A 25,519-nucleotide genomic window follows, 5' to 3' on the forward strand; every position below is an offset into this window, starting at 1 on the left:
ACAGACTACATTGAGAATTATTTAAGCTGGTTTAGGTTTATGGAAGATAACACTGAGTATTCAGATCAAACATGGATAAAAGAGGCATTATGATATGAATTTTTAATACCCACACTCAACTACAACATAGCCCTATACATACAGTTCAATTTGGAAGTTGAATATTATTTATGAAATCTCTTTTTCTAAGCATGATTAAAGATCATATGTATAGCAAGCGGTATGCTAAGAGCACTATTGAAGCTTATCTGTTTTGGATAGCTGCCTATATCCGTTTTAATAATATGCAACATTCAAGCTCCATGGAAGATACTGAAACCGAGCAACCTTAAAACTTACCGCTTACCGCTGCTACCTCAAAACACCACCGCTTTTCCGCGCCCTGATGCTTCAGAGCCTGCGTCGAGTTTGCCGTTGCGTTCAATAATCACGTGCATATCTCCAAAACGGCGTTCATTGAGTGTATAGCCCATTTTTTCAAGTGCTTTAATAACCTCTATATCTAAACCTGGGTGATGACGGATCACGTTTTTAGGCCAAAGTTGGTGATGAAAACGCGGGCTGTTTACCACTTGTTCCGCACTCATATTAAATTCCACCGCATTTAAAATAGATTCATACACTGAGCTAATAATCGTGGTGCCGCCCGGTGAGCCAGTGACCATTTTTACTTTATTGTCTTTGAGTAAGATGGTTGGCGTCATTGAGCTGAGCATACGCTTATGAGGCTGTATTTCATTGGCTTTGCCGCCGAGCGCGCCAAATACATTCATTACCCCTGGTTTTGCACTAAAGTCGTCCATTTCGTCGTTAAGTAAAAAGCCTGCACCTGCAACCACTACGCCACTGCCGTATCCTAAATTAATCGTGGTGGTATTCGATACTGCATTGCCCCACTTATCAACAATTGAAAAGTGTGTGGTTTGTTCGCTTTCATATAAACCGGGTTTAATGTTTTCAGTCGTTGATATTTTATCTAGCGTTATCGTACTGCTACGCTTTTTAAGGTAATCACTGGCAATTAACGCCGCTTTTGGTACATCAAAAAAGTCGGGATCGCCTAAATACTCTGCCCTATCAGCAAACACGCGTTTGCCTATTTCGGCTAATAAATGAATATACCCTACTGAATTATGCTCCAGCCCTTTCGCAGGTTTTGTTAACTCATACATTTTAAGCCATTGTAAAATAGCGATGCCACCAGAGCTGGGTGGTGGCGAAGTAAGTACTTCATAACCATTCCACGCTGATTTCATAGGGACTCTTGATTTAGCTTGATACGCTTTTAAATCTGCTTGTGTAATAATGCCACCGTGCTCAGACATAAAGTCAGCAATAATTTTTGCTGTTTCACCTTCATAAAACCCTGCTTGGCCTTTATCACGAATACGCTTTAATGTGGCTGCTAGCTCAGGTTGTTTGAAGTTTTTATTCGCCTTAGCACTGGAGAAATAATCAGCAAAGTTAATAGATACCTCTTTTTTAGCCATCCGTGCAATATAACGCTCTATGCTACTAGCAAGCTTTGGATGCACTATAAATCCATGTTCGGCTAGCTTAACTGCTGGCTCAACTAATACGTCCCAATTGAGTGTGCCATGTTTTTGATGCGCTAACCACATGCCTGCAACACTTCCGGGAACGCCGCTGGCATGGATCCCGTATACTGACTTATTAGTAATGACGTTACCTTGCTTATCTAAGTACATATCTCGGTGAGCTGCGCTGGGTGCTGTTTCGCGGTAATCAATAAAGTCTCCTTTGCCGTCTTTTTGAATCAACATAAAGCCACCGCCGCCGATATTCCCAGCCTCAGGTAAAGTAACGGCTAACACAAACTGCGCTGCAATTGCTGCATCTACAGCATTTCCGCCAAGCTCTAAAATAACACGTGCCGTATCACTGCTATAACTATCTGGCATTGCAACGGCCGCTTGAGCCAGCTTGGTATTATTTGCTAACACGCTCATTTGTAATTGAATAACTACTGCACTCAATAGCAGTAAATGCCTAGCACCTAAAAACATAATTAATTCCTTGTTGTATTTATTTTTTAATTATTTTATTAATACACTCTGTGCGTGATACGGTCAAACTACTATTACTCAATCTCAATACTTTTGCGATAGAGTACCGCTGGTAAATCACCATTTTCGTCAGTATGAATGTATTGCTTAATAAACTGCATTCCTAGTTTTTGCATTACTTTAATTGAACCAATATTGTCTTTTAGGGCTGTTGCACTCAATGCGGTGACACCGGCTTGTTTTTCTATGACTTCTGCCACTGCTTTAGCCGCTTCGCTTGCGTATCCTTTTCCCCAGCTTAGTTGCTTAAATCGCCAACCAATTTCTATATCACTAAAATTTGACTCATCTGTAAAAAATCCCATAGGACGTATCAACACCCAGCCTATAAATGTATTAGTGTCAGTAATATTTACTTGCCATAAGCCCCAGCCTTTATCTGGATTAGTGTAGGCTTGCAAGCGAGGGATAAATACCTCTTTAATCATTTGCATTGAGCTTACTTTACCACGCGTGAGGTGGCGCATTACATCTGGATCGCTGTCTAAATAAAATAGTAGCTGAGCATCTCTTTCGCCCATTAATTTAAAATTAAGTCGTGCTGTTTGGGGTATATTCATTTTTCTACCTGTATATTGCTTGTTATTGCGTTGTCATTAATAATGACCGTACCTAAGATAAAAACTCTTAGGCTTCAATCCTTTTATTAGAGAACAAATATGAACAAATTAGCAAGTTTAGTTTTATTAGGTTGTGTAGCATTAACTGGTTGTGAAGATGCTAACGAAGTAAAAAAAGATGCCTCTGAAGCAAAAGCCGACGTTCAAGAAGCGCTCACCGATGCATGGAATGATGTAAAAGAAACCACTAACGAATTTAAAGGTGAATCGCTTGATGAGCTACTTAGTGAGAGTAAAAAGCTAGGCCTAGATATGTATGATGACGGTAAAGAAGTCGCTCTTGATGCATGGTTAGAGAGTAAAGAAGCCGCTGGTGAACTCACTGAGAAAACCAAGCAAAAAGCGCAAGAACTCGCAGCTGAATTACGTGAAGCACGTGAAAAACGCGAGCAAGAGAAAAACAACTAATAACATATTTTCCCTGTGGGCTATGTGTTTATTCACCTAGCCCGTACTGTATTTATGGCATGTACGTTTATTCAGCCGTATTGATCCGTTGTTGTAACTTACCTAAATACTGTTTTTTAGTGATCAACACATCAAGATCCCCTTCAAACGTATACACTTTTTTCATATTAACAAGAGTGAATTTGCCTTTGATCAACGACATTGCACAACTTAAATTTATAAAATTAAAATACAATATAAAACGTTGCAGCGGATCTGTTTCAACTTGGCGTAAACCGAGTTTATTAGCTGTTCGCGGATGAATAATATAACTCGATGCTTTTAAAGTAATGTGTGTTGGCTGATGGTTTTCATACTCGCTTATCAGCGTTAATAGCCCTTCAATGTAGCCTGAAAATACCTGTTTAGTGCGCTGCTGCGCGCTATCTTTTGAATTAAGTACAAAATAGTAATCAAATAAACTTCCGCCATGTAGCACCAAACGTGCATTTTTTACTTTTTCACCAATCAACAAGGGTGAATAATATTTAAGGCTACCCGCTTTAATTCCGCTGGGTATGTCAATAAATGGTGCAAATACAGAAAGACTGATTGAAACAGCAAATATTGATAAAAATAAAACTGAGAGCATAAAAAACAACCCTGCTAAAACGAGGTTGCCTACAATAAATAACCCCACTAATTTTAATTGAAAAGCGTGCTGTTGTTGTCGCGTGAGTAAATAAAACGTATGTTCCATTTTAATGCTGATCCTTATTTTTTATATCGTCACTATATTCTCTCAATACAATGACTGTAAATATAAAATAAGCATACGAAAGCTAGGGTGTGTTGACCTTTGTGGATTGAAATTTGTTCAATCTAGGGGCGATTTAATCGCGGCGCGAGGTTTGTAATCGAGTGGGCTCGATAACTGCTCCTGCGTTATTCTACTGGCTCACATCCATGTGAGAATAAGTAAAAATCGAGCAAAGCTTCCGCGTCCTGCTCACACATCTTACCTACCCTCTATGCAGGTAACAAAGAGTTAATCACCCTTAGGAAGAACCCTTTGGGCAGCGCATGTTTGGCATTTATACTGCGTTATCGCCTATTTATGGGGAGCAACCACACACCATAGGCGCTGCCTTGCCTAAATACCAAATAGACTGCTGCAAAATCAATCACGAAAGGTCAACACGCCCTAGATACTTAACATGGCGATTCTATGGATAAACGAAAGTAAAATTTCAATATTATGGTCGTCAATTGTTTGGGGATATGTGATGTTAAAAATGCCACTTTTGCTTTGTAATAAAACAAAAATGACATTTTAGCTAACCAGCGCTTTTAGTGCTTAAATAAAACTTGGTTCGACCAAATTAAATAATCGTTTTACGTGACCTTAGGTGATTAAAAGAGTCTTTTGAATATGCTTCTTTTACATCAATAAGTTGCTGATAACTACCAAGGAAGTACGTTTTTGTTGGGATTGCACTGTCTTTAAAGCTAATAAACGCGCCCTCAGTTCCATTAATTTGTGTCTCTCGGCTTACTTCAATCCAGTCCATTGCTCTATTGATATAATTGTAGACCTCATTATTTTGGCCTTTTTCTTTTAACTCAACCGACTCATTCCACCATGTTTGATATTGAATAGTGTACTGAGATTTTGAATAAGGGAATGCAACGCGGGCGTTTGGCTCTTCTTCGCTTATTTCATCATAGAAAGGACCTGCTATAGCACCGAGCGTAACGTAACTAAACAGGCCTAAATCACTACTCTTCGCATTAATTAAATCTGACGTTAAACTTTGAATTAACTGATCTTTCCCTTCTTTTTTTAGACCACTAATTTTCACAACTTTAGATGTTAATTTATGTGGTGCAGGTGCATCAAAGTCAGGAGTGAATGGCATGCCATCGGTATTCGTTAAATTACCTACGTGCATTTTATTCTTTAGTACATCGTAAAGGGAGTTTCGTGACCAATTACTCATTAATGCACTGTTATAGTTAGCTTTTGTATCTGTACCTTGGTGTACTGGTGTACTATTGCTAAAGTTGTTTGTTACAAATTCTTCTAGTGCCTGCCAACTTCCCTGCCAATAGCCGTACATAGAGCTCGGGTGGCATAACTTTCTAACTTCACTTGTCGCGTGCTCAGCAGCAACTGCATTAATTTTTAAATTAGTGCCGACCAGCATATCGGTACTTGCGTTATTTATAACGTCTTCCCATTGCGATAAAAGCTCAAACGTGGGCAAGAGTTGCGCATGCTCGTCATTAGTATTCCAGTTTATTACAAAGCGATGGATCTCTTCTGGGATCTCAAATGCTTTTACTTTAAAGTTGGTCACTATACCGTAACTTAGGGCGCCGCCACCACGTAATGCCCATAATAAAGCTTGATGGGATTTTTCGTTTACTTCAACAATATCACCGTTACCTAATACAACAGTAGCCCCCACCAGCGACTCACAGCACATCCCTTTGCTACGTGTCCATGGTCCCCAGCCTCCGCCTTGAATAAAACCAGCTAAACCGACTGTTGCGCATGTACCATGAGGTATTGTCAATGGCGGGTTATTATCAGCTAGCTTTGGCACCACCTGAAAAAAACGATAACCTGAGCCTATACTAGCAATATAGTCGCCGTTAACTTTATCAACGTTAAAATCTGTTAATCGGCTCAAATCTAATAAAATCACATCGGTGCCCGTACACTCCCCTTCATGGTCGTGTCCACCAGAACGAACGCGGATCGGTAAGTTCAAGCTAATAGCTTGCTTATATGCCTGTGCTACATTTTTTGTTGATTCACACATTATAATAACAGCAGGATTGAATCGTAAACGAGTATTAAATATAAGGGTTTGCGCTTGATACCCTGTTAACCCTGGAGTTTCAGACACTGATGGGGATGCTTGAGTTAGCAGCTGATCATCTTTAAAATCCAAAGACTTAAGTGCTTGAACCAACCTTAGCGTATTATTCCAATAAGTTGCCATCAGGCTCTGGGCGCTTTTTAGCTGTTCGTGCGGCTGTTGCGAAACTTCATGAACTGTATTTTGGTTATTCATCATATATTCCCTTTATTATCCTTGTGACATAAACACTCGTCACGTTTTTGACCGGTTACTGACTCTGCAAGCGTTTGAATTGCTGGCGCTAAATCATCACGTGCAATATCAACTTTAATGAGGTAAGGCGCTGATGTATTTTCATATAAAATATTAAATGCATCTTGTAGATTTGCCACTGAATTGACATTTAAATATTTAACACCGTAAGCTTGAGCTAACGCTTCGTAATCCCAAGAAGGTAATTCATCAAAAGGAGCAAATTTTCCTTCAGGTGTAAATGCGCAAATATCTACAAATGATTGCTCAATAGCATAAACCTCGTTACTCATTACAAATACAGCGGTATTACAGTGATTACGCCTCAGCGTTGAAAGTGTCTGGCACATCATCATAAACCCGCCATCCCCTGCAATTACAATACTACGGTTATCATTTGCAAGTGATACACCTAAAGAGCACCCTGTTTCATGTCCCAGAGATCCCCATGCGGCATCACTGACGAAGTGATTTTTTTCTATGCCAATCAATCTTGCAGCCATATAAAGTGATGAGCTTTCACCTAAAATAAGGTTATATCTTTTTAAGGGACTCGATTCATTTAACTCTTGTTGATAAAAAGCAAAGAAGCTTTCGTAACTAATTTGGCTGCACAAATCGCTATGCTTAGTGAGCGGCAGTGCATTGAAGCCAAAATTGTCGGGCTTTGAAAACGTCACGTTAAAGCCTGCTGATGAACACAAAAAATGCGCAATCAATTCATTAATAAATACTGCTAGGCTGGTATGAATAAAGTGATCACTGTTACCAACAAGCGCACCATCCATATTGACTCTTATTAGATCAGAGCCTTGATTTGTCAGCATCGTGATGTAGTCATCAGTAAAAATGACCCCAAGCGCTAAAACTGCATCGCATTGCGACACATAATCGAACGTTTCAGGTAATGAGGCTTCGCCTGCATAGGTGCCTACAAATAATTTATGGCTAATTTCGCTTCGCTCGCTGATCACCGATTTAGCCAATGTGCTTGTGGTATAAGGTATATTAAGTAAATGTAAAAGTGACTCTACCTTGTCTTGTAAGCCTAACCTTGCGATCTCTATCCCCAGCATAATTATTGGCTGTTTTGCACTTTCTAGCTTTTGTATGGTCTGTTGTAGTAATGTTTTTTGCATACCTAGGTTAGCTGGTGAATCGGTAATAACCAGCGGTTGCATGGGTGCTTTGCATTCTGCCCCCCAGACATTTTGCCAAGCTTCTAAGTAAATTGGCCTTTTTTCTTTTATTGCACACGCTAATGCTGCATCTATAATAGTTGGAGCCATCTCAGGATCTGACAGTATTCCACTTGCCACGGTCACACTTTCAAATATGACTTGGTTTGAATTATAATTACCCGTTGAGTGATGAAATAATGCGCCTGTATCTGCGATAATTTTTCGATCATCAATTGATGGGCTAGCCGTGATCACCACCACAGGATTTCTTTCTACATAGGCGCCTGCAATTGCGTTTATAACACTTAATGTACCGACTCCATATTGCACCGATACTGCGCCAATTCCTCTGTAACGAGCATAACCTTCGGCCGCATAACCTGCACCTAGCTCCGTTATGTCACCAACCGCATCAATACCATCAAACTTATCAAGTGCGCTCATAAACTCCTGTACATAGTCACCCGGTACTTGAAATATTTTTTCTAGACCTTGCTCTTTTAAGCGCGTTAATAAATAGTCAGCAACTGTAAAATTATTGGTACTCATGGTTAATTCCTTCGTACGCAAATTTCGTTACTTCATTAAGTGTATTACTGCTTGCATTAGGCTGCACTTTTTCACTTTGATCTTTGCAGGTCTTATTGCAATTAACAGGTAGATAATTATGCTTTTGATCTAACCAGCATGGTGTGGGTAAATCAAAAAACTCCTCAAGTGTTGATTCTGCTGTATTTAATGCACCTTCAACCCAGCCTTGTTCGTATGAGTACGCCTCACCAATAATATATATGTTTTCTTTATCAACAGGGTGGCGCATACGACACATAATTTCATCTAAACGATAATTTGCTTTCCACTCATGCCACCCCCCGCCATAAGGGGCGTCTCCCCAATCTTGGTAAATGGCCGAATACGGCATCGCTAATTCTTTTTGCTCATGAAGCGCTTCTATTTGTCTGTGTGCAGCTTCCACCATGCCAGTGGTTATTTGGCATTGGCTTTTAGGGACTATTTCTTGTGGGGTATAACCTTCACATCCATAGCTTGGTGTGTAACCAGAATATAACTCACCAGACTCTAAGCCTTTCCAATAGGGGATAGAGCCAATATCATTATATGACGCCATCAATAACGAATTTGTATTTGGTAAACCGCCTGCTTGGTCGCACTCTGTTCCCATATAATATGTTTGCCTAATTGGTAAGTCGGTCACTGAACGACCTGCAACTAGGCCTAAACTTCGCCACCAAGGCTGCTCGTAAGCCATAAACATTTTTAGCGCTTTTTGTATAAGTACTGAGGGGATATTTTCTTTTAACCATGGATCAGCAAAAAACTCAGACTCAATAAGCTCCAATGAACGTCTTGGCATTGCCAAAATTAACCGTTTCGTTTTTACAATTTCCTGATCAGTGACGGTTAAGTCATCAACTGTTTTGCCATATTGATCTGTGCACGTTGATTGAAATATTAATTCATATCGATAATCAGGATCATCCAAATAGTTAATTTTCACTAACCGTTTATTCATTTTCACTTTGTCATCTTCGGCTAAACAGCTTGGTAACGCTTTAAACTGCGCGCACAGTGTTAATGGCAGTGCCTGGAATCCATCAGTAAGAGTGAGAAACTCAGTGTCATCACTGTATTCTGTTGCGGGAAGCTGAGTAACTGCACTTGCATTAGCAACATTAGCATCGTACCCGCCAGCCTCTTTCATAAATAAATAGGCTTCGTTACTTAGTACTCGCTCAAGTAGATTCCAAAAACCATACTTCCAAATCTCTTTGCCAAATACTTTCACTTTCATTTGCTCACACAGACTCATGTCAGCAAAACCAGGACAAATTAAGTTCATCACCTTAACTTGCAAATCCTCAGGGCCAAAGCCGCGTTCAGATGCGTTTAAGTTATAAGGTATTTTATCAGGGCACTGCGCAAAATCTCGGTAACGAAAATATTGACCGCGCAGATAAAAAAGATTATTTTCACTGCCCGCTTTTACATCTTTCAAAGCGGGATCTTTTGAATTAGGATACATGGGTAAAGAAGAACCCATTGGGAAATCTTGCGTTTTCAGGTTCAGATTATTAACTAATGCATTAACCATGACATGATCTGAAGGAATAAAACGCATTCCCCCTAACTCAGCAACTACATTCGGTAACCCGGGCAGTGTTTTACTGTATAAACGTCCCCCTATGCGGTCACTGTATTCAAATAGTGCTATACGTTTTGCTTTGCCTTCATGCTGTTGTAGCCTCCACGCACTGTAAACACCAGACACGCCACCACCAACAATTGCTATATCAAGTTCGTTTTTCATAATTGTTTATTCCTTAACTAAATTAAGCTAAGGCTAGTCAAAAAGAATTACGAGTTCTATTACACGCTATTACAAAATGAACTGCGACTATAAATTCACAAAAAAAGGTAAGCCTAAGCTTACCTTTTAATGTTTAAACCAGATTTTTTTAGTAATTAAAGCTCAAAATCTTTCTTAAACTTAATACCAAATTCACTGCGGTCATTACTGCGCATCACGCCTACAAAACCCGATTGTTGCAGACGACCTACATCGTAAACTTCGTTTAGCACATTTTCGCCGTATAATGTCACTTCCATATCGCCATAAGCATTAAGGTAAGAAATATTAAAACCGACTAACTCACGCGAATCAATTTGCTCACTTTGGTTAAATACTGACTGACCTTGCATATCACTACGGTATGAATAGTTAGCATTAAGTGCAATTGTGCCGCCGTTACTTAAGTCAACAAAGTAAGATGGCGCAACCATTACAGTCCAACGTGGTGTTAATGCCGGTGAATCTCCGATACCAATACCTTGTACGCCAGCATCAACCTCTGTAATTTCAGAATCTAAATAACCAACAGCGCTGCGAATAGTGAAATCATCTGTAATTGCGATAGTTGTTTCAAGCTCAATACCTTGTGCTTTTGAAGCACCTGCATTTTCAACAATTGTTACAAACCCACCACCAGCCGTTGGATCAGAAAATGGTAATGCCAAGTCTGTGTAATCAGTTACAAACACAGCAAGCATCATAGATACATTTTCATGTACCTGCCCTTTTAAACCCAGCTCGTAGTTAATTGCTTTAGTTTCATCAAACGGTACGAATTGATCAGGCCCACCAAATGGACGAGGCGGAAAGCCCCCTGTTTGATAACCTTTTTGAATTTGACCGTATACGTTCATGTTGTTGCTAAGTTGGTAAGATGCGTTTACATCCCATGTTACTGCATCAAAATCAGCGGTTACGTATTTACGCTCAGAAAAACTTGGGAATACCGCATTCGCTGCTTTTTTATCTTTTGAATAACGAAGACCACCACCAATGCTTAAATCATCAGTTAAGTCATAGCTTGCATTTATATACGCTGCATATGAGTTGGTTTCTTGGTTTACGTCAAAGAAGCCGTAGTCTCCAAATGATGCTGATACGCCATCATTTAATAAACCATTCGGAGTATTCCAAGGACTAAATACAAAAGGACCTGAACGTGTAAAGCCATCTTCATTGAAATAGTAAAGGCCAGATACAAAGTCCATGTCCGCAAATGTACCGTTTAATTGAATTTCAAACGAGTATTGATCCGCGCCACCCTCTTCTGGAAATTCTGATAAATTAAGCGCCGTTGCATCATCATCCAAACCGCCATCATATTCTGACGTACGATAACTTGAAATAAACTTAGCCGAGTAAATATCGTTAATCGCCCAATCAGCACTCAACGATGTACCCCAACCTGAATATGACGTTGATTCAATACCTGCTACCGTTGATGCTAAATCATCTGGATTTGCAGGTAGCATGTCAGCTGTTAATAGTGGGAAGTCGCCATTAAAAGGGTCGCTTGCATCTAATGGTTGTGTTAATTCGATTGTGTAAGGTGATTGGCCCGATTCATTATCAACAGCATCCAATGAGAAAACCATTGAAAAATCACTATTTGCTTGCCATTTTAGTGCAACGCGCCCGCTCGTTTCTTGTTCTTCGCCAATTTCTTTTTCAGGATTGGCTAAATTAATTGCTCTACCTACACCATCACGTTTTTTGTAAGATGCACTGGCAGACATACTCAGCTCATCAGTCAATGCATTATTAAAATACACATCGCCAGCGATGCGCCCACGAGAGCCCACTTTTGCTGTCGTTGTTAAAATACCTTCATCACCGGGCTGTTTTGTAATGATATTTACTGCGCCACCTAATGTATTACGCCCATATAAAGTCCCTTGAGGGCCACGTAACACTTCCACACGCTCAACGTTTGGTAATGACAAGTTAGAACCCATTTGACGCCCTAAGTAAACGCCATCTAGGTATACACCAACACCAGGGTCTGTGGTGATGATGTGATCTTGTAAGCCTATGCCACGAATAAAAACAGATGCATGGGCTGCATTACCCACACCATAACGAGTAATATTTAGGTTAGGTACATATTTACCTATGTCTTCAAGATTACTCATATTGGCTTTATCGATAAGATCTTCACCGATTGAAGTCACCGCTGTTGGGGATTCAAAAATACTTTCGGTGCGCTTACGTGCTGTTATTTCGATTTTCTCAAAAGCATCCTGCTTTGCAGTGGTTTTTTCATCTTGAGCATAAGTTGTAGTCGCAAAAGTGGCAATTATTGCTAAGCTTAACTGTGAAAGGTTACGTAATTTCAAAATTCTCTCCAAAGGATACCGTGTGTGTGTTTGCGCTGTTTTAAATATCAGGCACAAAAAAAGATGCTTAAATAAGCATCTTTCCTCTGGAAGGATATTATATGACAGTATTGTGAATTTGTGTATAAATTTAATGTAAGTCGTCACTTTTATTACTTTAGTTAAACATTTCATTAATTATGATAATAAACCATTCGCAAATAGGATTTATAAAACCTAAAAAAAACAAATTACAGATTATTTACCCATTACAAGAACAAAAACAACATACATAAGATAAAATAAAACATAACATTCGATAATTTACCCCTTTCATTCTATAATGTAGTCGAAATCAACATACTAAACACCTAGGACACACATATGAAAAAGCTATCCTTAGCTGTCGCTATCTGCTGCGCGTGCGTAACAAGTTATGCAAACGCTGAAGTTCGCATAAACGGTTTTGCATCAATAGTTGGCGGAAAAACATTAGATAACGATTCAACCTTGTATGAATATGACAATGATATTTCATTCAAAAATGAGAGTGTCTTTGCATTACAGTTATCTGCTGACTTACAAGATAAATTGAGCGCAACAGCACAAATTGTTGCCCGTGGTGAAAATGACTTCAATGCGGAATTTGAATGGGCATACTTAACTTACGAATTTACCGATGAGCTGCAACTCAGTGCAGGTAAAATGCGTGTGCCTTTTTATCGTTATTCTGACTTTATAGATGTTGGCTATGCATATCGCTGGGTAAGACCACCTCAATCTGTTTACAATATTCCATTTTCAACATACGAAGGCCTTAGCCTGCTGCACACATCACAGCTAGGTGACTGGGACTCAACTCTACAAATTATTTATGGCAGCTTTGATGGTAATATTGGAGTTGTTACTTATAACGATAAAGCTGAGCTAAATGATATAGCAGGCATTAACTGGACTTTATCATATGATTGGTTCAGTGCCCGTGCAGCATACCTTGTTGCTGAAACATCTATTGGCCTAAGTGATCAAGAGCCTACAGGCCAAGCTCTAAATGGCCTTGAGAAAACACTGCGTGATAACGGGTTAGTAACACAAGCAAATGATATTGCGATTTCTGAAGATGATGGAACATTTATCGGTGTTGGTTTTTCAATTGATTATAACGACATACTATTTGACGCTGAATATACTCAACTTGAAGTTGAAAACAGTATATTAGCAAAACAGTCGCAATATTATGCTTCTGTTGGTTATCGTATGGATGAAATTATTGTGCATTTCACCTACGAGAACAATGACGATAAACATGACGCCGCTGATTTTGATAAAATAACTCAAATCCCTGCTCTTAATGGCGCTATCAACCAAGCACTTTTGGGCACTAAAGCACAAAGCACTGTTTACACGATAGGCACTCGTTATGATTTCCACCCATCAGCGGCGCTAAAAGTAGATTTTAGCCGTTTTAAAAATGACATTACAGATACTGAAACGGACGTTATTGCCGTTGCTGTAGATTTAGTTTTTTAAGGGGATAAAAATGAAAAAGCTAATTTTAGCGAGCCTAATTTCAACTTGCTCTTTTGTAGCATTTGCTGATGTTGCAGTTATAGTAAACCCAAGTAATAGCAATTCATTAGACAAAAATGAGATAAAAAAAATCTACCTAGGTAAAAGCAAATCATTTGCCGATGGTGTAAAGGTTAACCCCGTAAATCAAAACGGTAACAGTGTTGTTGATGAGTTTAATAACAAGGTTGTTGGCAAATCAAGTAGTCAGCTAAATGCTTATTGGTCTAAGCTTGTTTTTACTGGTAAAGGCACACCGCCAGAGAAACTAGATTCCGATCAAGCAGTTATTGATTTTGTAGTAAGTAACGCCGATTCTATTGGTTATATTGACAGCGCGAAAGTAAGCGATGCTGTAAAAGTAATTGCTACATTTTAAAATATAAGCGTATGTAAAATACCCAAACCACCTCAAGATGCGAGTTTTAGTTGGAATTAAAAGCGATTTAGGCAAGGCATTGACTGCAAGTAATAGTGGTTCTACTATTAAAATCAATTCCTTATAAAAGTAACGCAGTCTAAATCGCTTTAAAACCAACCCGTTGGGCGTTTCATAGGGACTTACTCTCATCGTTGCTGCTTCTTGAGGTGGCTTGGGTATAATACCAGTCAGTTTAACTGACTGGTATTTTTTAAACGTTTTATTAATCAAGTACTTTTGCGTCATTAGCTTTATTGAGCAAACTGCGACTTTGGGTTAAGAAGTGCGCGGTTGAATCTGAAAAATATTCTTTTGCTTCAGCAAATGAATCTATTAGCCCAACTTTATCACCCGCTTTGAGCTTTTTTAACGTACTCGCAAATGTCTCTTGATACTGTGCAAGTAATGGCGCTACATTATCAAATTGTGCCAACATTATATCGGAATAAAGCTCTGGTGATTGTGCAAATAAGCGCCCTACCATCATTAACTCTAATTGGTATATTGGTGACGAGCAACTTCGCAATTCTTCAAGTGTATGACCTTGCTTAGCTAAGAACTGGCCGTAAACAAAGGTGGTTAAATGGCGCATAACTTGAATAATTTGCATAGCTTCATCGTGTTTTTTAGCATCAAGTTCAACTAACTGACAGCCCCACACTTGCAGCTGAGATAATAATCCTTGCGCAACTTGATGCTCACGCCCTTCACAGACCACCACCGTTTGCTTAACCCAGTGAGAAATATCAGGACCAAACATGGGATGTAAACCCACCACAGGCCCGCCATGTACCTCTTTTAACACACTTAATGGTGCTTGCTTAACCGATGTTATATCAACCAATAAACAATCATTATCAAGTGGTGGTAATGCTCTAACTATCGTTTCTAAGGCGTTTATAGGCACACTGATCATCACCAGTTTTGCGCCTTTTAAAATTTCTTGTGCATTCGTTTGCTGATCTTTATCAAGGATCCTGACTTCATAACCAGAGCGAATAAATTGCTGAGCAAAAAGCTGCCCCATTGCACCTTGACCACCAACAATAACAATAGGTGATAGCTGCGGGGCACTACATGCCAATTTAGCTTGTTGGTTCTGATACGCTTCTCGCATCATACGCCTAAGAATATCTTCAACAAGCTCAGGATTAACGCCTTGCTTTATTGCTTCTTGGCGTCTGGCCGCTAACAAAGAGGCTTCACGCTCTGGTGCGTGTAAAGGGGCACCTGTTTGCTGCTTAATTTCACCAATTTTTTGGGTAATACTATTACGCCGAGCAAGCAATGCAACCAGCTGTGTATCGCAATCATCAATACCTATTCTTAACTGGTCTAAATCTTTAATATTCGCCACGCTCTATACACCTCAAAAATGTAATTTTGTATATTTATATTTACATAAAAGTAAACTAATCAATACAATAAATACTAACAGGATCGGTTAACTGTTAAAAGGTTAAATAAAGAAAAGAATGTGATTTGAGTTGGGAGCTATGAGTTGTAATTTATAAGCTGTCCGGAGTTATCGTCAACGCTTGCTAATCGACTTTAGGCGTTCACCTTAGGGCTTATAACTTTATTTGGCGGATTATCAGTAATTCTACATTACCCAACCGATAAAATAATTAAACATTTTTGGACTGATATGAGAATGGTAGCGCCTGATCTCTAATACCAATCGTGTTAAGTTAATGACCATTTATAGCGAAAGATAAGTACAGTGACAACAAGGCAGAAATTTTGACATGGTGTTGTTCTCGGCAATTGCTCCTGCATTGCTCTAGCTCCTGCATCCATGCAGTCGTACATGAAAAATTACTAACGCAGTTAGCGCTTTATTTAGTCCGCTAGAATGGTTAAATATTTAAGCCGATTGGTATAATATCTAACTTATTCTTTGTCACTAAAAAACCAAAACGGGTTGCAACCCGAAGGCTGCAACCCGTTTTTTTGCGTTGATAAACAGCGCGTATTAGTTAAGCTTTTCTCTAATACGTGCAGATTTACCAGAACGCTCACGTAGATAGTAAAGTTTCGCACGGCGAACTGCACCGCGACGCTTAACTGTTACGCTATCGATAAGAGGGCTGTGCGTTTGGAATACACGCTCAACACCTTCACCGTTCGAGATTTTACGAACTGTGAATGCTGAGTGAAGACCACGATTACGCTTAGCGATTACAACACCTTCAAAGGCCTGTAGACGCTCTTTAGCACCTTCTTTTACTTTTACCTGTACAACCACTGTATCACCAGGGCCAAATGCAGGTACGTCTGTTTTAAGCTGCTCATCTTCAAGCGCTTTAATAATATTTTGGTTTACTTTTGCCATTATGTTTCTCACTTTCCTAGGTGTAACTGTCTTCTAGCCACAAGCTTTTTGGTACTCTTGCTGAAATTTTGCGAGTAATACCGCTTGCTCCTCAGTCAGAGCTAGGTTATGCAACAAGTCAGGACGTCGTAGCCAAGTTCTGCCTAATGACTGCATTAGCCGCCATTTTGCTATCTCTTGGTGGTTTCCGCTGAGTAATACAGCAGGCACCTGTTTGTCGTCCAATGTTTCTGGCCGAGTATAATGAGGACAATCTAGCAAGCCATTCGAAAATGAGTCTTGCTCTGCTGACTGGTTATGCCCTAAAACACCTGGCACTAATCGCGCTACTGCGTCAATTAATGTCATAGCAGGTAGTTCACCACCACTCAAAATAAAATCACCAATTGACCATTCTTCGTCAACATATGACTCTATTATTCTCTCATCTATACCTTCATAACGACCGGCAATTAAAATCAGTTTTTTAGAGCTTGCGAGTTCGCTTGCCCCTTGCTGATCTAATTTGCGCCCTTGCGGGGACATATAAATTACTTTTGCACCATCACCTGCCGCTGCTTTAGCGTCAAGAATGGCTTGTTTCAATGGCTCAACCATCATCAACATACCTGGACCGCCCCCGTAAGGGCGATCATCCACTGTTCTATGCTTATCAATAGCATAGTCACGTGGGTTCCAGCTGTTAAAGTCGATCAGACCATTTTTTACTGCGCGACCGGTTACACCTTGCGTTGTAATGGCATCAAACATGTCCGGGAAAAGGCTGATAACCCCTACCCACAACGAACTAGTTTGACTCATTAAAAGCCAGGATCCCAGTCTACGGTAATTTCTTTAGCATCGTGTTTAATCTCTTTAATAACTGTATCAGTTAAAAATGGAATTAAACGTTCAGCTTGACCAAATGCATCTTTATTGTTTGCTTTAACAACCAATACGTCATTTGAGCCTGTCTCCATCAGGTCATCAACGATGCCTAAGTTATAACCTTTATCAGTTATAACCGACATGCCAATGAGATCTCGCCAATAGAACTCGCCTTGCGGAAGTTCTGGTAATTGCGCTGCATCCATTGAGATTTCTGCATGGGTATAAGCCATTGCTTCGTCTCGGTCGTTTACTTGCGCAAATTTAGCGATAAAGCCTTTGTTGTGGCGACGCCAGTCGACCACTTCTAAGGTCTGCCATTTACCTTGCTGCCCTATCAACCACGGGCTGAATTCGAAGATCCCTTGGGGATCATCAGTAAATGAATGTACCTTAAGCCAGCCCTTTATACCATATGGGGCACCGAGCTTTCCTACGACAATTATTGATGAGGTGTTCTCTTGACTCATGGTTACACTTACGCCTATTAAGCCGCTTTACGAGCGTCTTTTACTAACTTACTTACGCGATCTGAAAGAGATGCGCCCTGACCTACCCAGTGTTCAACACGAGATAAATCTAAACGTACTTTTTCTTCTTGACCACTAGCAATTGGGTTAAAAAAGCCTACTTTCTCGATGAAGCGACCGTCACGCGAGAAACGGCTATCCGCAACCACAATTTGATAGAAAGGGCGTTTTTTAGCGCCACCACGTTGCAAACGAATAGTTACCATACCGTCCTCTAAATAGATTGACTGTTTTCATTAATAAGAATTGCTCCCCAGTATGGGGAGCTGGGGAATTGTACGAGTTTTTAGCAACAATGCAAGTAAGAAGTGACTCAAAATAGGAGTTAACTTGATTAAACTATGATCTCCGCGTTAATTGAGTCTATATAAGTCTTTGAATGCATAATTTATCCACAAAAAAAGAGGCTGTTTGCCTCTTTTTTAAATTAATTTGTACACAATACCTACAAAACTTAGCTGGTAATTAAAACTTAGGCCCACCACCACCCATCATTCCAGGGGGTAACATGCCTTTCATACCGCGCATCATTTTTTGCATTCCGCCCTTACCTTTCATTTTTTTCATCATTTTTTGCATTTGCGTAAACTGTTTTAGCAACTTATTTATCTCTTGCACTTGGGTACCAGAACCCGCTGCTATACGCTTTTTACGCGAACCTTTAATGATTTCAGGACGGGCACGCTCTTTTTTAGTCATTGAGCTGATGATCGCTTCCATTTGAATAAAGGTTTTATCACCCATTTGACCTTTCACTGCATCGGGTAAGTTTGACATACCTGGTAACTTATCAAGCATCGACATCATGCCACCCATATTTTTCATTTGCTTTAGTTGCTCAGCAAAATCATCCAGGGTAAAACCATCGCCTTTAAATACTTTTTCAGCTACTTTTGCAGCTTGCTCTTTATCGACTTTCATCTCGACTTCTTCGATCAATGAAAGTACATCACCCATCCCTAAAATACGGGATGCTATGCGGTCAGGATGAAAAGGTTCGAGTGCATCAGTACGTTCACCCACCCCCATAAATTTAATCGGCTTACCGGTGATATGGCGAATAGACAACGCCGCACCACCGCGAGCATCACCATCGGTTTTTGTTAATATAACACCAGTAAGCGGCAATGCTTCGTCAAATGCTTTAGCTGTGTTTGCCGCATCTTGACCTGTCATAGCATCAACGACAAATAAGGTTTCGATTGGGTTGATTGCTTTGTGCAGCGCTTTTATCTCATCCATCATGTCATTATCGACATGTAATCGGCCTGCGGTATCGACTAATACAACATCAATAAACTTCTTTTTTGCGTGTGTTATAGCGGCCGTTGCAATATCAACTGGCTTTTGTGATATATCACTTGGGAAAAATTCAACTTCAACTTCTGCGGCAAGCGTTTCTAGCTGTTTAATTGCGGCAGGACGATATACATCGGCACTGACCACTAACACTGATTTCTTTTTACGCTCTCTTAAAAATTTCGCAAGCTTGGCAACACTGGTGGTTTTACCCGCACCTTGTAAACCCGCCATCATGACAACAGCTGGCGGTTGTGCGTTTAAGCTTAGCTCTTCGTTTGCTTCACCCATGGCTTTTTCTAGCTCTTCACGAACTATTTTAATAAAAACTTGCCCTGGGCTTAAACTTTTAGTTACTTCAACGCCTACCGCACGTTCTTTAACTTGTTTAACGAACTCGCGAACAACGGGTAAAGCAACGTCAGCTTCTAAAAAAGCCATACGAACTTCGCGTAGCGTATCTTTTATGTTGTCTTCAGTTAGGCGACCGCGGCCGCTGATATTCTTTAAGGTTTTACCTAATCGTTCTTGGAGGTTCTCAAACATGTAAAGGTTCCGATCAAACGTGATATACCGACAGCTCAATTTCACACCGTGAGCAAATTAATAGTTTGCTCTTTATATGCGTTAATTTAACTTAGTCAGTAATATTAAAATTTTAATTAAAAACAGTATACCGTAAATTAAGGTGCACAATATAGTACTCAAGTAGGCTGTTTGAGTTTCTTTTTACAAAGCCTAGGCATTTGTCTTGCTATAAAATACAATGGACTTACTCTAACAAGGATATTTGACTCAAATTGAGTGGCCCAAGTACTATGCTGATTATTAGTTTAACTATTATTGCCAGTTTATTTTACGTTTTAGCGACATCACATGTCCTATCTCGATTATTTCACCAACAAGGTCCGAGCCAAAAGCTCACGGTGATACTAAGCACTATCGCTATCTTAGCGCACATGCTATTGCTGGTAAATTCGGTCTTTCGTTCTGATGGACAAGATTTGAGTATCGTGAATGTCGCACTCTTAACTTGCTGGGTGATCGTGGTGTCTGTCACCACGGTTTCATTAAAGTTCCCTGCAACATTACTATTGCCTGTGGTGTATGGTTTTGCGGCTTTACTAACAATTGCTAGTTTATTTATTCCTCATCATATTCTATTGCAAAGTATTGATATACAAATCGGCCTTGTTACTCATATATCACTCTCTTTACTCGCTTATTGTGTACTTATTATTGCTACGTTATATGGTGTGCAATTTTATTTTATTGATAAGCGGTTAAAGCGCAAAGATTTAGCGATCGTGCGTAGTCATCTTCCTCCATTAATGGTGGTTGAACGCCAGCTTTATCATTTATTGACATTAGGAACAGCACTTCTTACTTTGGCTTTGCTATCAGGGTTGGTTTTCCTCGAAGGTATGTTTGCTAAAGAGTTTATACATAAAACCATTTTATCTTTATGTGCATGGGCTATTTTTGCCACGGTTACACTTGGTCACTTAAGATTTGGCTGGCGCGGAAAACCTGTTGTACTTGCTATAATGAGTGCTGCATTTGTACTGACATTAGCTTATTTTGGTAGCCGCTTTGTGCAAGAAGTTATCCTTAATAAGTTTTAACTTGACTCAGCGTGCTCTCTACCGCTTAATATACCTTGATTAAATAAAAAAGGATCCTTCTTTGGACGACATCTCTACAAGTGTTTTGTTTATAATACTTGGAATACTCATACTTTGTTCTGCATATTTTTCTGGTTCTGAAACGGGCATTATGTCAATTAACAGAATCCGCTTACGCCACCTTGCCAAAGAAAACCACCGCGCAGCAAAGCGTGTCAACAAACTCTTGAGCCGTCCTGATAGACTTATTGGCCTGATCCTAATTGGTAATAATCTGGTAAACATTGCTGCCGCACAGGTTGCAACTATAATTGGTATCCGTTTATATGGTGATTTAGGTATCGCTATTGCCACTGGCGCACTTACGTTAGTCGTCCTTATTTTTGCAGAAGTAACACCTAAAACGCTTGCTGCGCTTTATCCTGAAAAAGTTGCCTTTCCAAGCTCGGTAATACTCAAAGGTTTGCTAAAGATTCTCTTTCCATTTGTCGTCGTTGTTAACTGGATGACCAATGGTATATTACGCTTATTTGGTATTAGTGCGGCACAAATAGATGAGCACAGTATGAGTAAGGAAGAATTAAAAACAGTGCTGAATGAATCTGGTGCGCTGATCCCCGCTCGCCACCAAAGCATGTTGACCTCTATTTTAGATTTAGAGCAAGTCACTGTTGAAGATATTATGATACCCCGTAACGAGATCGTGGCCATTGATATCAATGATGACTGGAAACTTATTAGTAAACAGCTTACCCACGCACAACATACACGCGTACTTTTATACCGTGACCAAATTGATGATGCGGTAGGTTTTATCCACTCACGTGATGCGCTGCGCTTGTTAACGAAAGAGCAATTTGATAAGCCATCACTACTTCGCGCAGTTCGTGAAATTTACTTTATCCCTGAAGGCACATCGCTTAATACACAGCTGTTTAAATTTCAGCAATCAAAAGAACGCATTGGTTTAGTCGTCGATGAATACGGCGATATTCAAGGCTTAGTAACCCTTGAAGATATTCTTGAAGAAGTGGTTGGCGACTTTACGACTACTCAAACACGTACTCCAAGTGAAGAAGTTGTATCACAAGAGGATGGTTCATTTTTAGTGGATGGCGGTGCTAACGTACGTGATCTAAACAAAGAAATGGATTGGGAATTTCCGCTTGATGGCCCAAAAACGCTAAGTGGATTAATTGTTGAGTACCTTGAAGATATTCCAAATGCAAATTTAAGTTTACGCATTGCAGGCTACCCTATCGAGGTAATTGAGGTGAAAGAGAACATGATTAAACTTGTTCGAGTTCAAGCCGCTTTACGCAAATCCTAACCCCAAATGATAGAGTAACCAGTAAGTTACTCTATCTCTCTTTCTTATTTCTGAATTTTCCGACATTGATTCTCAACCCAGTGATATATATTAAGCTATTATAATTCTTTATCTTACGGAGAACTTTAATGGATGATATTTCAGTAGAGACTATATACACCAAAGCTATCGAAATGCTTATGTTGTATGGCCCTAAATTCTTACTCGCAATATTTGTATTAGTTGTGGGCTGGTGGTTTATTGGCCGAATTGCAAATATGACCGAAAAATCAATGGCTAAAGTGAAATTTGAAGCCGGCTTAACTCACTTTTTAGTCTCGTTTATTTCAGTGATATTAAAAGTCCTATTACTCATTTCTGTTGCCTCGATGATTGGGATCGAAACCACCTCATTCATCGCGATGCTCGGCGCTGCAGGTTTGGCTGTAGGTATGGCTTTACAAGGCAGTTTAGCTAACTTTGCTGGTGGTGTACTTATCTTGTTCTTTAAACCATTTAAAATTGGTGATGTCATTGAAGCACAAGGGCATATGGGTAAAGTCGTTGAAATTCAAATTTTTGTTACTATCTTACTTACCTACGACAATGAAAAGATTATCATCCCTAACGGCGCACTTTCAAATGGCTGTGTTAAAAATAAATTTGCAGAGCCAACTCGCCGTGTTGATATCGAATTCGGCATTAGCTACCAAGATAATGTACTAAGGGCTCGCGAGGTGTTAATGGCTGTCCTAAATGAGTATGAGTTAGTGCTTAAAGGTGATGAAGCGAAGAAACCTATTGTGCATGTTAGCCAACATGGTGATAGCCATATTGGCATGCTCGTTTGGGCATGGGTTGACTCTGAAAATTATTGGCCGGTATATTTTGGTTTATACGAGCGCGTTAAGATCGCTTTCGATAAAGAGAATATCACCATTCCATTCCCACAAAGAGATGTACATATCCATCAATTTCCAGGGAAGTAAATAGCCTGCCCCCTTAAAACTAACAAGCCCGCAGTGCGGGCTTGTTAGTTTTAAATTAGCCAAATAAACGATCTAACCAACCTTTGTCTAAACTATCTTCACATTTTTTAAGTTGAGCACCATAACGGCTTGCCCTATTTTTTACTTTATTTGCGACACCCATTAGCCACTTTTTCTTTTTGTAGGTGCCACGTTTATAGCCACCCCAGCCTTCGTGGTAATTTAAATATTGTGCGTAAGCATCCCATTTTGATATGCCATTCACTTTATGCGTTTTATAAACAAACCAACCCATGAAGTCGATAGCATCATCAAAATCATCACGATCAGCCCCGCTGTTACCTGTTTCGCGAATATAATCAGACCATGTTGGTGTTTTAGCTTGGGAGTAGCCATAAGCAGAACTTGCACGCCCGGTGGGAATAACCCATAAAAAATATTCCATTGGAGGTGCTGCATCATGCTTAAATGAACTTTCTTGATACATCATACTCATTAGCACATGCTTTGGTGAGCCCCACTTTTCTTGGGCATTTTTGGCATCATAATACCAACTTGATTTTTCTTCAAAAATCTTACAGATATCATTAGGTTGCTTTGGCGGAGCGGTCGCGCAGCCGGTTAAAATCACTCCCAGCGATAGAATTATTAAATTTTTTTTCATTTATTTTGATTCTCGCTGAACTTTTAATAAAAACATCGGTCTTAGTTTATGAATGCGCAGTTTAGCATTGTTTCATCCCTGAAGAATTTTTACGCAGCCCATATGGGCTGCGTTTTTTTTGTCTGTTATTTATCTTTAAAATACTCATCTAAAAACACTTTAAAAGATACGCTATCAGCAGCAACTACAGCAAGCTCGTCCTGTATTGAACGCTGTGCTTGTTGTTGCAAATAGCTATCAGAATAAACGTTGTATGGCGTTGCTTGATGGCTATGCTTGTAATTTTTAGCTAATGCTAAAGCAAAGTGTCCGTTATCAAGACCTGACTCTTTCAATTGCGCCACATAGCGACCTGAATAAGTAAGTGTAGGATCTGTGATCCACGAAGATAAGCGTGCAACCGTTTCACTGTAGTATTGGACACCATAAGCATTATCCATGTAATGAGCCACAGAGCGAAGCTGAGCAAACACCTCTTGTCCCCAGTCGACTAAATTACTTGGTGCGCCTGATTTATTGAGCTCAACATGACTAGCACGCCCATTATTAACAACGGTATCTAGATTCTCAGTGCTGCGCTGTTGCGAGTCCCAATCCATGTCCGGTGAATCTTTTAACAAGCAATATGTTAAAAATACATCGAGAAAGCGAATTTGTTCAATATTAATGCCTGTTTCGCTAAACGGGTTCACATCTAATGCACGAATTTCTATGTATTCAATACCACCACGTAATAATGCATCCGTTGGTGTTTCACCACTTTTTGCATTGCGCTTAGGCCGGATTGGAGAATAAAATTCATTTTCTATTTGTAAGATATTTTTATTAAGCTGTTTTGGTTGATCATTATTGTAATCGCCAATGCCACTGTAAATATCTGATGGCGTATTAATCGCACGCTTTAAGCCGGCGACATACTCATCTAATGAGTTATACATAACCTTTAATGATGACTGCGCACTATTTGTATAACCTAAGTTACCTAATCGAAGCGCCGTGCCTGTTTCAAGGTATAGTGTACCTTTGCCTAACTTTTTAAATGGTAAATCCGTCTTACGACCTTGTAAAAACGAATTACATAAAGCGGGTGACGCACCAAATAAATAGCTTATTAACCAAAGCTCTCGTTTAAAGTTACGGATCAAGCTGAGGTAACCTGCTGAGATAAAATCAGTTAACGGTCCCTTGTCGCCTTTTATTGTCTGCAAACTTTGCCAAAACGTTTCAGGGAATGAAATATTAAAGTGCACGCCAGCAATAGCTTGCATCATGCTGCCGTAACGGTTTTTCAATCCTTGGCGGTAGAGTGTTTTCATTCGGCCAATATTGGAATCGCCAAATTGAGCTAACACTATGTCGTCTTGGTGCTCAATGAAACACGGCATACTGATAGGCCATAATAACTCATCCCCCATCTGCGCTAAGGTAAACTTTTGCAAATCTTGCAACTGACTTAACGTTTCTTCGGCAGATTCACTAACCGGTGTAATAAACTCTAATAACGATTCAGAGAAATCAGTGGTGATATGCCCATTTGTTAACGCACTACCAACCCCTTTAGGATGTCTTTGCTGTGATATAACACCATTAGGCTGAATCCTCAATGCTTCTCTTTCTATGCCACGTTGAATACCTTTAATTGCGTATTGATGTTGTTCTGGAGATAACGCTGCTAGCGTTTTATTTAGATCATGTGTAGTCAAAAATGCTTCCTCGAGCCACGTGGCTTAATCTTAAGTCAATGGGGGCGAATTGATAATACTCAAGGCTAAATAATAGGGATCACACTTATTCTAATTATTTGCCACACAAACTACCGCGCGAATTA

22 protein-coding genes are annotated in these 25,519 nt (G+C 39.8%); 7 read left to right on the forward strand and 15 right to left on the reverse strand.

Going from position 1 to position 25,519, the window contains the following annotated elements; translation table 11 throughout:
- Positions 1-191 precede the first annotated feature (191 nt).
- The gene (locus HJP15_RS13120) at positions 192-332 is read left to right on the forward strand and encodes a phage integrase N-terminal SAM-like domain-containing protein (protein ID WP_082355613.1); all 141 of its coding nucleotides are present in this window, start codon (positions 192-194) and stop codon (positions 330-332) included.
- Positions 333-356: 24 nt separating this feature from the next.
- Here HJP15_RS13120 and ggt read toward each other — a convergent pair whose 3' ends face one another.
- A complete protein-coding gene (gene ggt, locus HJP15_RS13125; protein WP_170173958.1) occupies positions 357-2,027 on the reverse strand; it encodes a gamma-glutamyltransferase in 1,671 nt (556 codons plus the stop codon).
- Positions 2,028-2,101: 74 nt separating this feature from the next.
- Positions 2,102-2,647, reverse strand: coding sequence for a GNAT family N-acetyltransferase (locus HJP15_RS13130; protein WP_170173959.1), 546 nt, complete (start codon positions 2,645-2,647; stop codon positions 2,102-2,104).
- A 99-nt stretch (positions 2,648-2,746) separates the two neighbouring features.
- Here HJP15_RS13130 and HJP15_RS13135 point away from each other — a divergent pair, with 99 nt between their 5' ends.
- Positions 2,747-3,115 carry a hypothetical protein gene (locus tag HJP15_RS13135; protein WP_054453335.1) on the forward strand — a complete coding sequence of 123 codons (369 nt, stop codon included), beginning with the start codon at positions 2,747-2,749 and terminating at the stop codon, positions 3,113-3,115.
- A gap of 67 nt (positions 3,116-3,182) precedes the next feature.
- On the opposite strand, the gene HJP15_RS13140 is transcribed toward HJP15_RS13135, so the two are convergent.
- The 5 genes from HJP15_RS13140 to HJP15_RS13160 all read right to left on the reverse strand — a co-directional run bounded on the left by HJP15_RS13140 (position 3,183) and on the right by HJP15_RS13160 (position 12,104).
- Positions 3,183-3,854 (reverse strand): hypothetical protein, encoded by a 672-nt coding sequence (locus HJP15_RS13140; RefSeq protein ID WP_170173960.1) that lies wholly within the window; start codon positions 3,852-3,854, stop codon positions 3,183-3,185.
- Positions 3,855-4,476: 622 nt separating this feature from the next.
- Entirely contained in the window at positions 4,477-6,180 is a 1,704-nt protein-coding gene (locus HJP15_RS13145) for an FAD-binding oxidoreductase (protein ID WP_235575713.1), read from the reverse strand.
- The gene (locus HJP15_RS13150; protein WP_170173961.1) at positions 6,177-7,946 is read right to left on the reverse strand and encodes a thiamine pyrophosphate-binding protein; all 1,770 of its coding nucleotides are present in this window, start codon (positions 7,944-7,946) and stop codon (positions 6,177-6,179) included. The genes HJP15_RS13145 and HJP15_RS13150 overlap by 4 nt, the downstream gene beginning before the upstream one ends.
- A complete protein-coding gene (locus HJP15_RS13155; protein WP_054205165.1) occupies positions 7,933-9,726 on the reverse strand; it encodes a flavin monoamine oxidase family protein in 1,794 nt (597 codons plus the stop codon). The genes HJP15_RS13150 and HJP15_RS13155 overlap by 14 nt, the downstream gene beginning before the upstream one ends.
- A gap of 155 nt (positions 9,727-9,881) precedes the next feature.
- A complete protein-coding gene (locus HJP15_RS13160; RefSeq protein ID WP_054205164.1) occupies positions 9,882-12,104 on the reverse strand; it encodes a TonB-dependent receptor in 2,223 nt (740 codons plus the stop codon).
- Positions 12,105-12,467: 363 nt separating this feature from the next.
- Here HJP15_RS13160 and HJP15_RS13165 point away from each other — a divergent pair, with 363 nt between their 5' ends.
- Both HJP15_RS13165 and HJP15_RS13170 read left to right on the forward strand, forming a co-directional pair.
- Positions 12,468-13,613 carry a porin gene (locus HJP15_RS13165; RefSeq protein ID WP_054453325.1) on the forward strand — a complete coding sequence of 382 codons (1,146 nt, stop codon included), beginning with the start codon at positions 12,468-12,470 and terminating at the stop codon, positions 13,611-13,613.
- A 10-nt stretch (positions 13,614-13,623) separates the two neighbouring features.
- The gene (locus HJP15_RS13170; RefSeq protein ID WP_054205162.1) at positions 13,624-14,031 is read left to right on the forward strand and encodes a type 2 periplasmic-binding domain-containing protein; all 408 of its coding nucleotides are present in this window, start codon (positions 13,624-13,626) and stop codon (positions 14,029-14,031) included.
- A 265-nt stretch (positions 14,032-14,296) separates the two neighbouring features.
- On the opposite strand, the gene tyrA is transcribed toward HJP15_RS13170, so the two are convergent.
- The 6 genes from tyrA to ffh form a co-directional block, all read right to left on the reverse strand.
- Positions 14,297-15,430: a bifunctional chorismate mutase/prephenate dehydrogenase gene (tyrA, locus tag HJP15_RS13175; protein ID WP_170173962.1), complete on the reverse strand. Its 1,134-nt coding sequence runs from the start codon at positions 15,428-15,430 to the stop codon at positions 14,297-14,299.
- A gap of 618 nt (positions 15,431-16,048) precedes the next feature.
- A complete protein-coding gene (rplS, locus tag HJP15_RS13180) occupies positions 16,049-16,408 on the reverse strand; it encodes a 50S ribosomal protein L19 (protein ID WP_007581406.1) in 360 nt (119 codons plus the stop codon).
- Positions 16,409-16,441: 33 nt separating this feature from the next.
- Positions 16,442-17,209 (reverse strand): tRNA (guanosine(37)-N1)-methyltransferase TrmD, encoded by a 768-nt coding sequence (gene trmD, locus HJP15_RS13185; RefSeq protein ID WP_170173963.1) that lies wholly within the window; start codon positions 17,207-17,209, stop codon positions 16,442-16,444.
- Positions 17,209-17,745: a ribosome maturation factor RimM gene (gene rimM, locus HJP15_RS13190; protein ID WP_054205159.1), complete on the reverse strand. Its 537-nt coding sequence runs from the start codon at positions 17,743-17,745 to the stop codon at positions 17,209-17,211. Before rimM ends, trmD begins: the two co-directional genes overlap by 1 nt.
- 17 nt (positions 17,746-17,762) lie before the next feature.
- Positions 17,763-18,011: a 30S ribosomal protein S16 gene (rpsP, locus tag HJP15_RS13195; RefSeq protein ID WP_016708927.1), complete on the reverse strand. Its 249-nt coding sequence runs from the start codon at positions 18,009-18,011 to the stop codon at positions 17,763-17,765.
- Between the two features lie 259 nt (positions 18,012-18,270).
- Positions 18,271-19,650: a signal recognition particle protein gene (gene ffh, locus HJP15_RS13200; RefSeq protein ID WP_054205158.1), complete on the reverse strand. Its 1,380-nt coding sequence runs from the start codon at positions 19,648-19,650 to the stop codon at positions 18,271-18,273.
- A 272-nt stretch (positions 19,651-19,922) separates the two neighbouring features.
- Here ffh and HJP15_RS13205 point away from each other — a divergent pair, with 272 nt between their 5' ends.
- From HJP15_RS13205 to HJP15_RS13215, 3 genes are all read left to right on the forward strand, one after another.
- Positions 19,923-20,729 (forward strand): cytochrome C assembly family protein, encoded by an 807-nt coding sequence (locus HJP15_RS13205; RefSeq protein WP_054205157.1) that lies wholly within the window; start codon positions 19,923-19,925, stop codon positions 20,727-20,729.
- A 61-nt stretch (positions 20,730-20,790) separates the two neighbouring features.
- A complete protein-coding gene (locus tag HJP15_RS13210; protein ID WP_152960587.1) occupies positions 20,791-22,059 on the forward strand; it encodes an HlyC/CorC family transporter in 1,269 nt (422 codons plus the stop codon).
- 128 nt (positions 22,060-22,187) lie between these two features.
- Positions 22,188-23,027: a mechanosensitive ion channel family protein gene (locus HJP15_RS13215; protein ID WP_054205155.1), complete on the forward strand. Its 840-nt coding sequence runs from the start codon at positions 22,188-22,190 to the stop codon at positions 23,025-23,027.
- Positions 23,028-23,082: 55 nt separating this feature from the next.
- Here HJP15_RS13215 and HJP15_RS13220 read toward each other — a convergent pair whose 3' ends face one another.
- Entirely contained in the window at positions 23,083-23,691 is a 609-nt protein-coding gene (locus HJP15_RS13220; protein ID WP_054205154.1) for a transglycosylase SLT domain-containing protein, read from the reverse strand.
- A gap of 125 nt (positions 23,692-23,816) precedes the next feature.
- The gene (gene gshA / locus HJP15_RS13225; RefSeq protein ID WP_054205153.1) at positions 23,817-25,394 is read right to left on the reverse strand and encodes a glutamate--cysteine ligase; all 1,578 of its coding nucleotides are present in this window, start codon (positions 25,392-25,394) and stop codon (positions 23,817-23,819) included.
- Positions 25,395-25,519: the final 125 nt, after the last annotated feature.

Source organism: Pseudoalteromonas sp. NEC-BIFX-2020_002 (assembly GCF_013002825.1).
GTDB classification, from domain to species: domain Bacteria; phylum Pseudomonadota; class Gammaproteobacteria; order Enterobacterales; family Alteromonadaceae; genus Pseudoalteromonas; species Pseudoalteromonas neustonica.

What these genes read in the sequence shown, in the direction of transcription:
- HJP15_RS13170 (WP_054205162.1), top strand. Translation starts at nt 13,624, where the DNA reads ATGAAAAAGCTAATTTTAGCGAGCCTAATTTCAACTTGCTCTTTTGTA.
- ffh (WP_054205158.1), bottom strand. Translation starts at nt 19,650, where the DNA reads ATGTTTGAGAACCTCCAAGAACGATTAGGTAAAACCTTAAAGAATATC.
- HJP15_RS13165 (WP_054453325.1), top strand. Translation starts at nt 12,468, where the DNA reads ATGAAAAAGCTATCCTTAGCTGTCGCTATCTGCTGCGCGTGCGTAACA.
- HJP15_RS13150 (WP_170173961.1), bottom strand. Translation starts at nt 7,946, where the DNA reads ATGAGTACCAATAATTTTACAGTTGCTGACTATTTATTAACGCGCTTA.
- ggt (WP_170173958.1), bottom strand. Translation starts at nt 2,027, where the DNA reads ATGTTTTTAGGTGCTAGGCATTTACTGCTATTGAGTGCAGTAGTTATT.
- trmD (WP_170173963.1), bottom strand. Translation starts at nt 17,209, where the DNA reads ATGAGTCAAACTAGTTCGTTGTGGGTAGGGGTTATCAGCCTTTTCCCG.
- rimM (WP_054205159.1), bottom strand. Translation starts at nt 17,745, where the DNA reads ATGAGTCAAGAGAACACCTCATCAATAATTGTCGTAGGAAAGCTCGGT.
- HJP15_RS13145 (WP_235575713.1), bottom strand. Translation starts at nt 6,180, where the DNA reads ATGATGAATAACCAAAATACAGTTCATGAAGTTTCGCAACAGCCGCAC.
- HJP15_RS13215 (WP_054205155.1), top strand. Translation starts at nt 22,188, where the DNA reads ATGGATGATATTTCAGTAGAGACTATATACACCAAAGCTATCGAAATG.
- HJP15_RS13120 (WP_082355613.1), top strand. Translation starts at nt 192, where the DNA reads ATGATTAAAGATCATATGTATAGCAAGCGGTATGCTAAGAGCACTATT.
- HJP15_RS13220 (WP_054205154.1), bottom strand. Translation starts at nt 23,691, where the DNA reads ATGAAAAAAAATTTAATAATTCTATCGCTGGGAGTGATTTTAACCGGC.
- HJP15_RS13155 (WP_054205165.1), bottom strand. Translation starts at nt 9,726, where the DNA reads ATGAAAAACGAACTTGATATAGCAATTGTTGGTGGTGGCGTGTCTGGT.
- HJP15_RS13140 (WP_170173960.1), bottom strand. Translation starts at nt 3,854, where the DNA reads ATGGAACATACGTTTTATTTACTCACGCGACAACAACAGCACGCTTTT.
- HJP15_RS13205 (WP_054205157.1), top strand. Translation starts at nt 19,923, where the DNA reads ATGCTGATTATTAGTTTAACTATTATTGCCAGTTTATTTTACGTTTTA.
- HJP15_RS13135 (WP_054453335.1), top strand. Translation starts at nt 2,747, where the DNA reads ATGAACAAATTAGCAAGTTTAGTTTTATTAGGTTGTGTAGCATTAACT.
- HJP15_RS13130 (WP_170173959.1), bottom strand. Translation starts at nt 2,647, where the DNA reads ATGAATATACCCCAAACAGCACGACTTAATTTTAAATTAATGGGCGAA.
- rplS (WP_007581406.1), bottom strand. Translation starts at nt 16,408, where the DNA reads ATGGCAAAAGTAAACCAAAATATTATTAAAGCGCTTGAAGATGAGCAG.
- rpsP (WP_016708927.1), bottom strand. Translation starts at nt 18,011, where the DNA reads ATGGTAACTATTCGTTTGCAACGTGGTGGCGCTAAAAAACGCCCTTTC.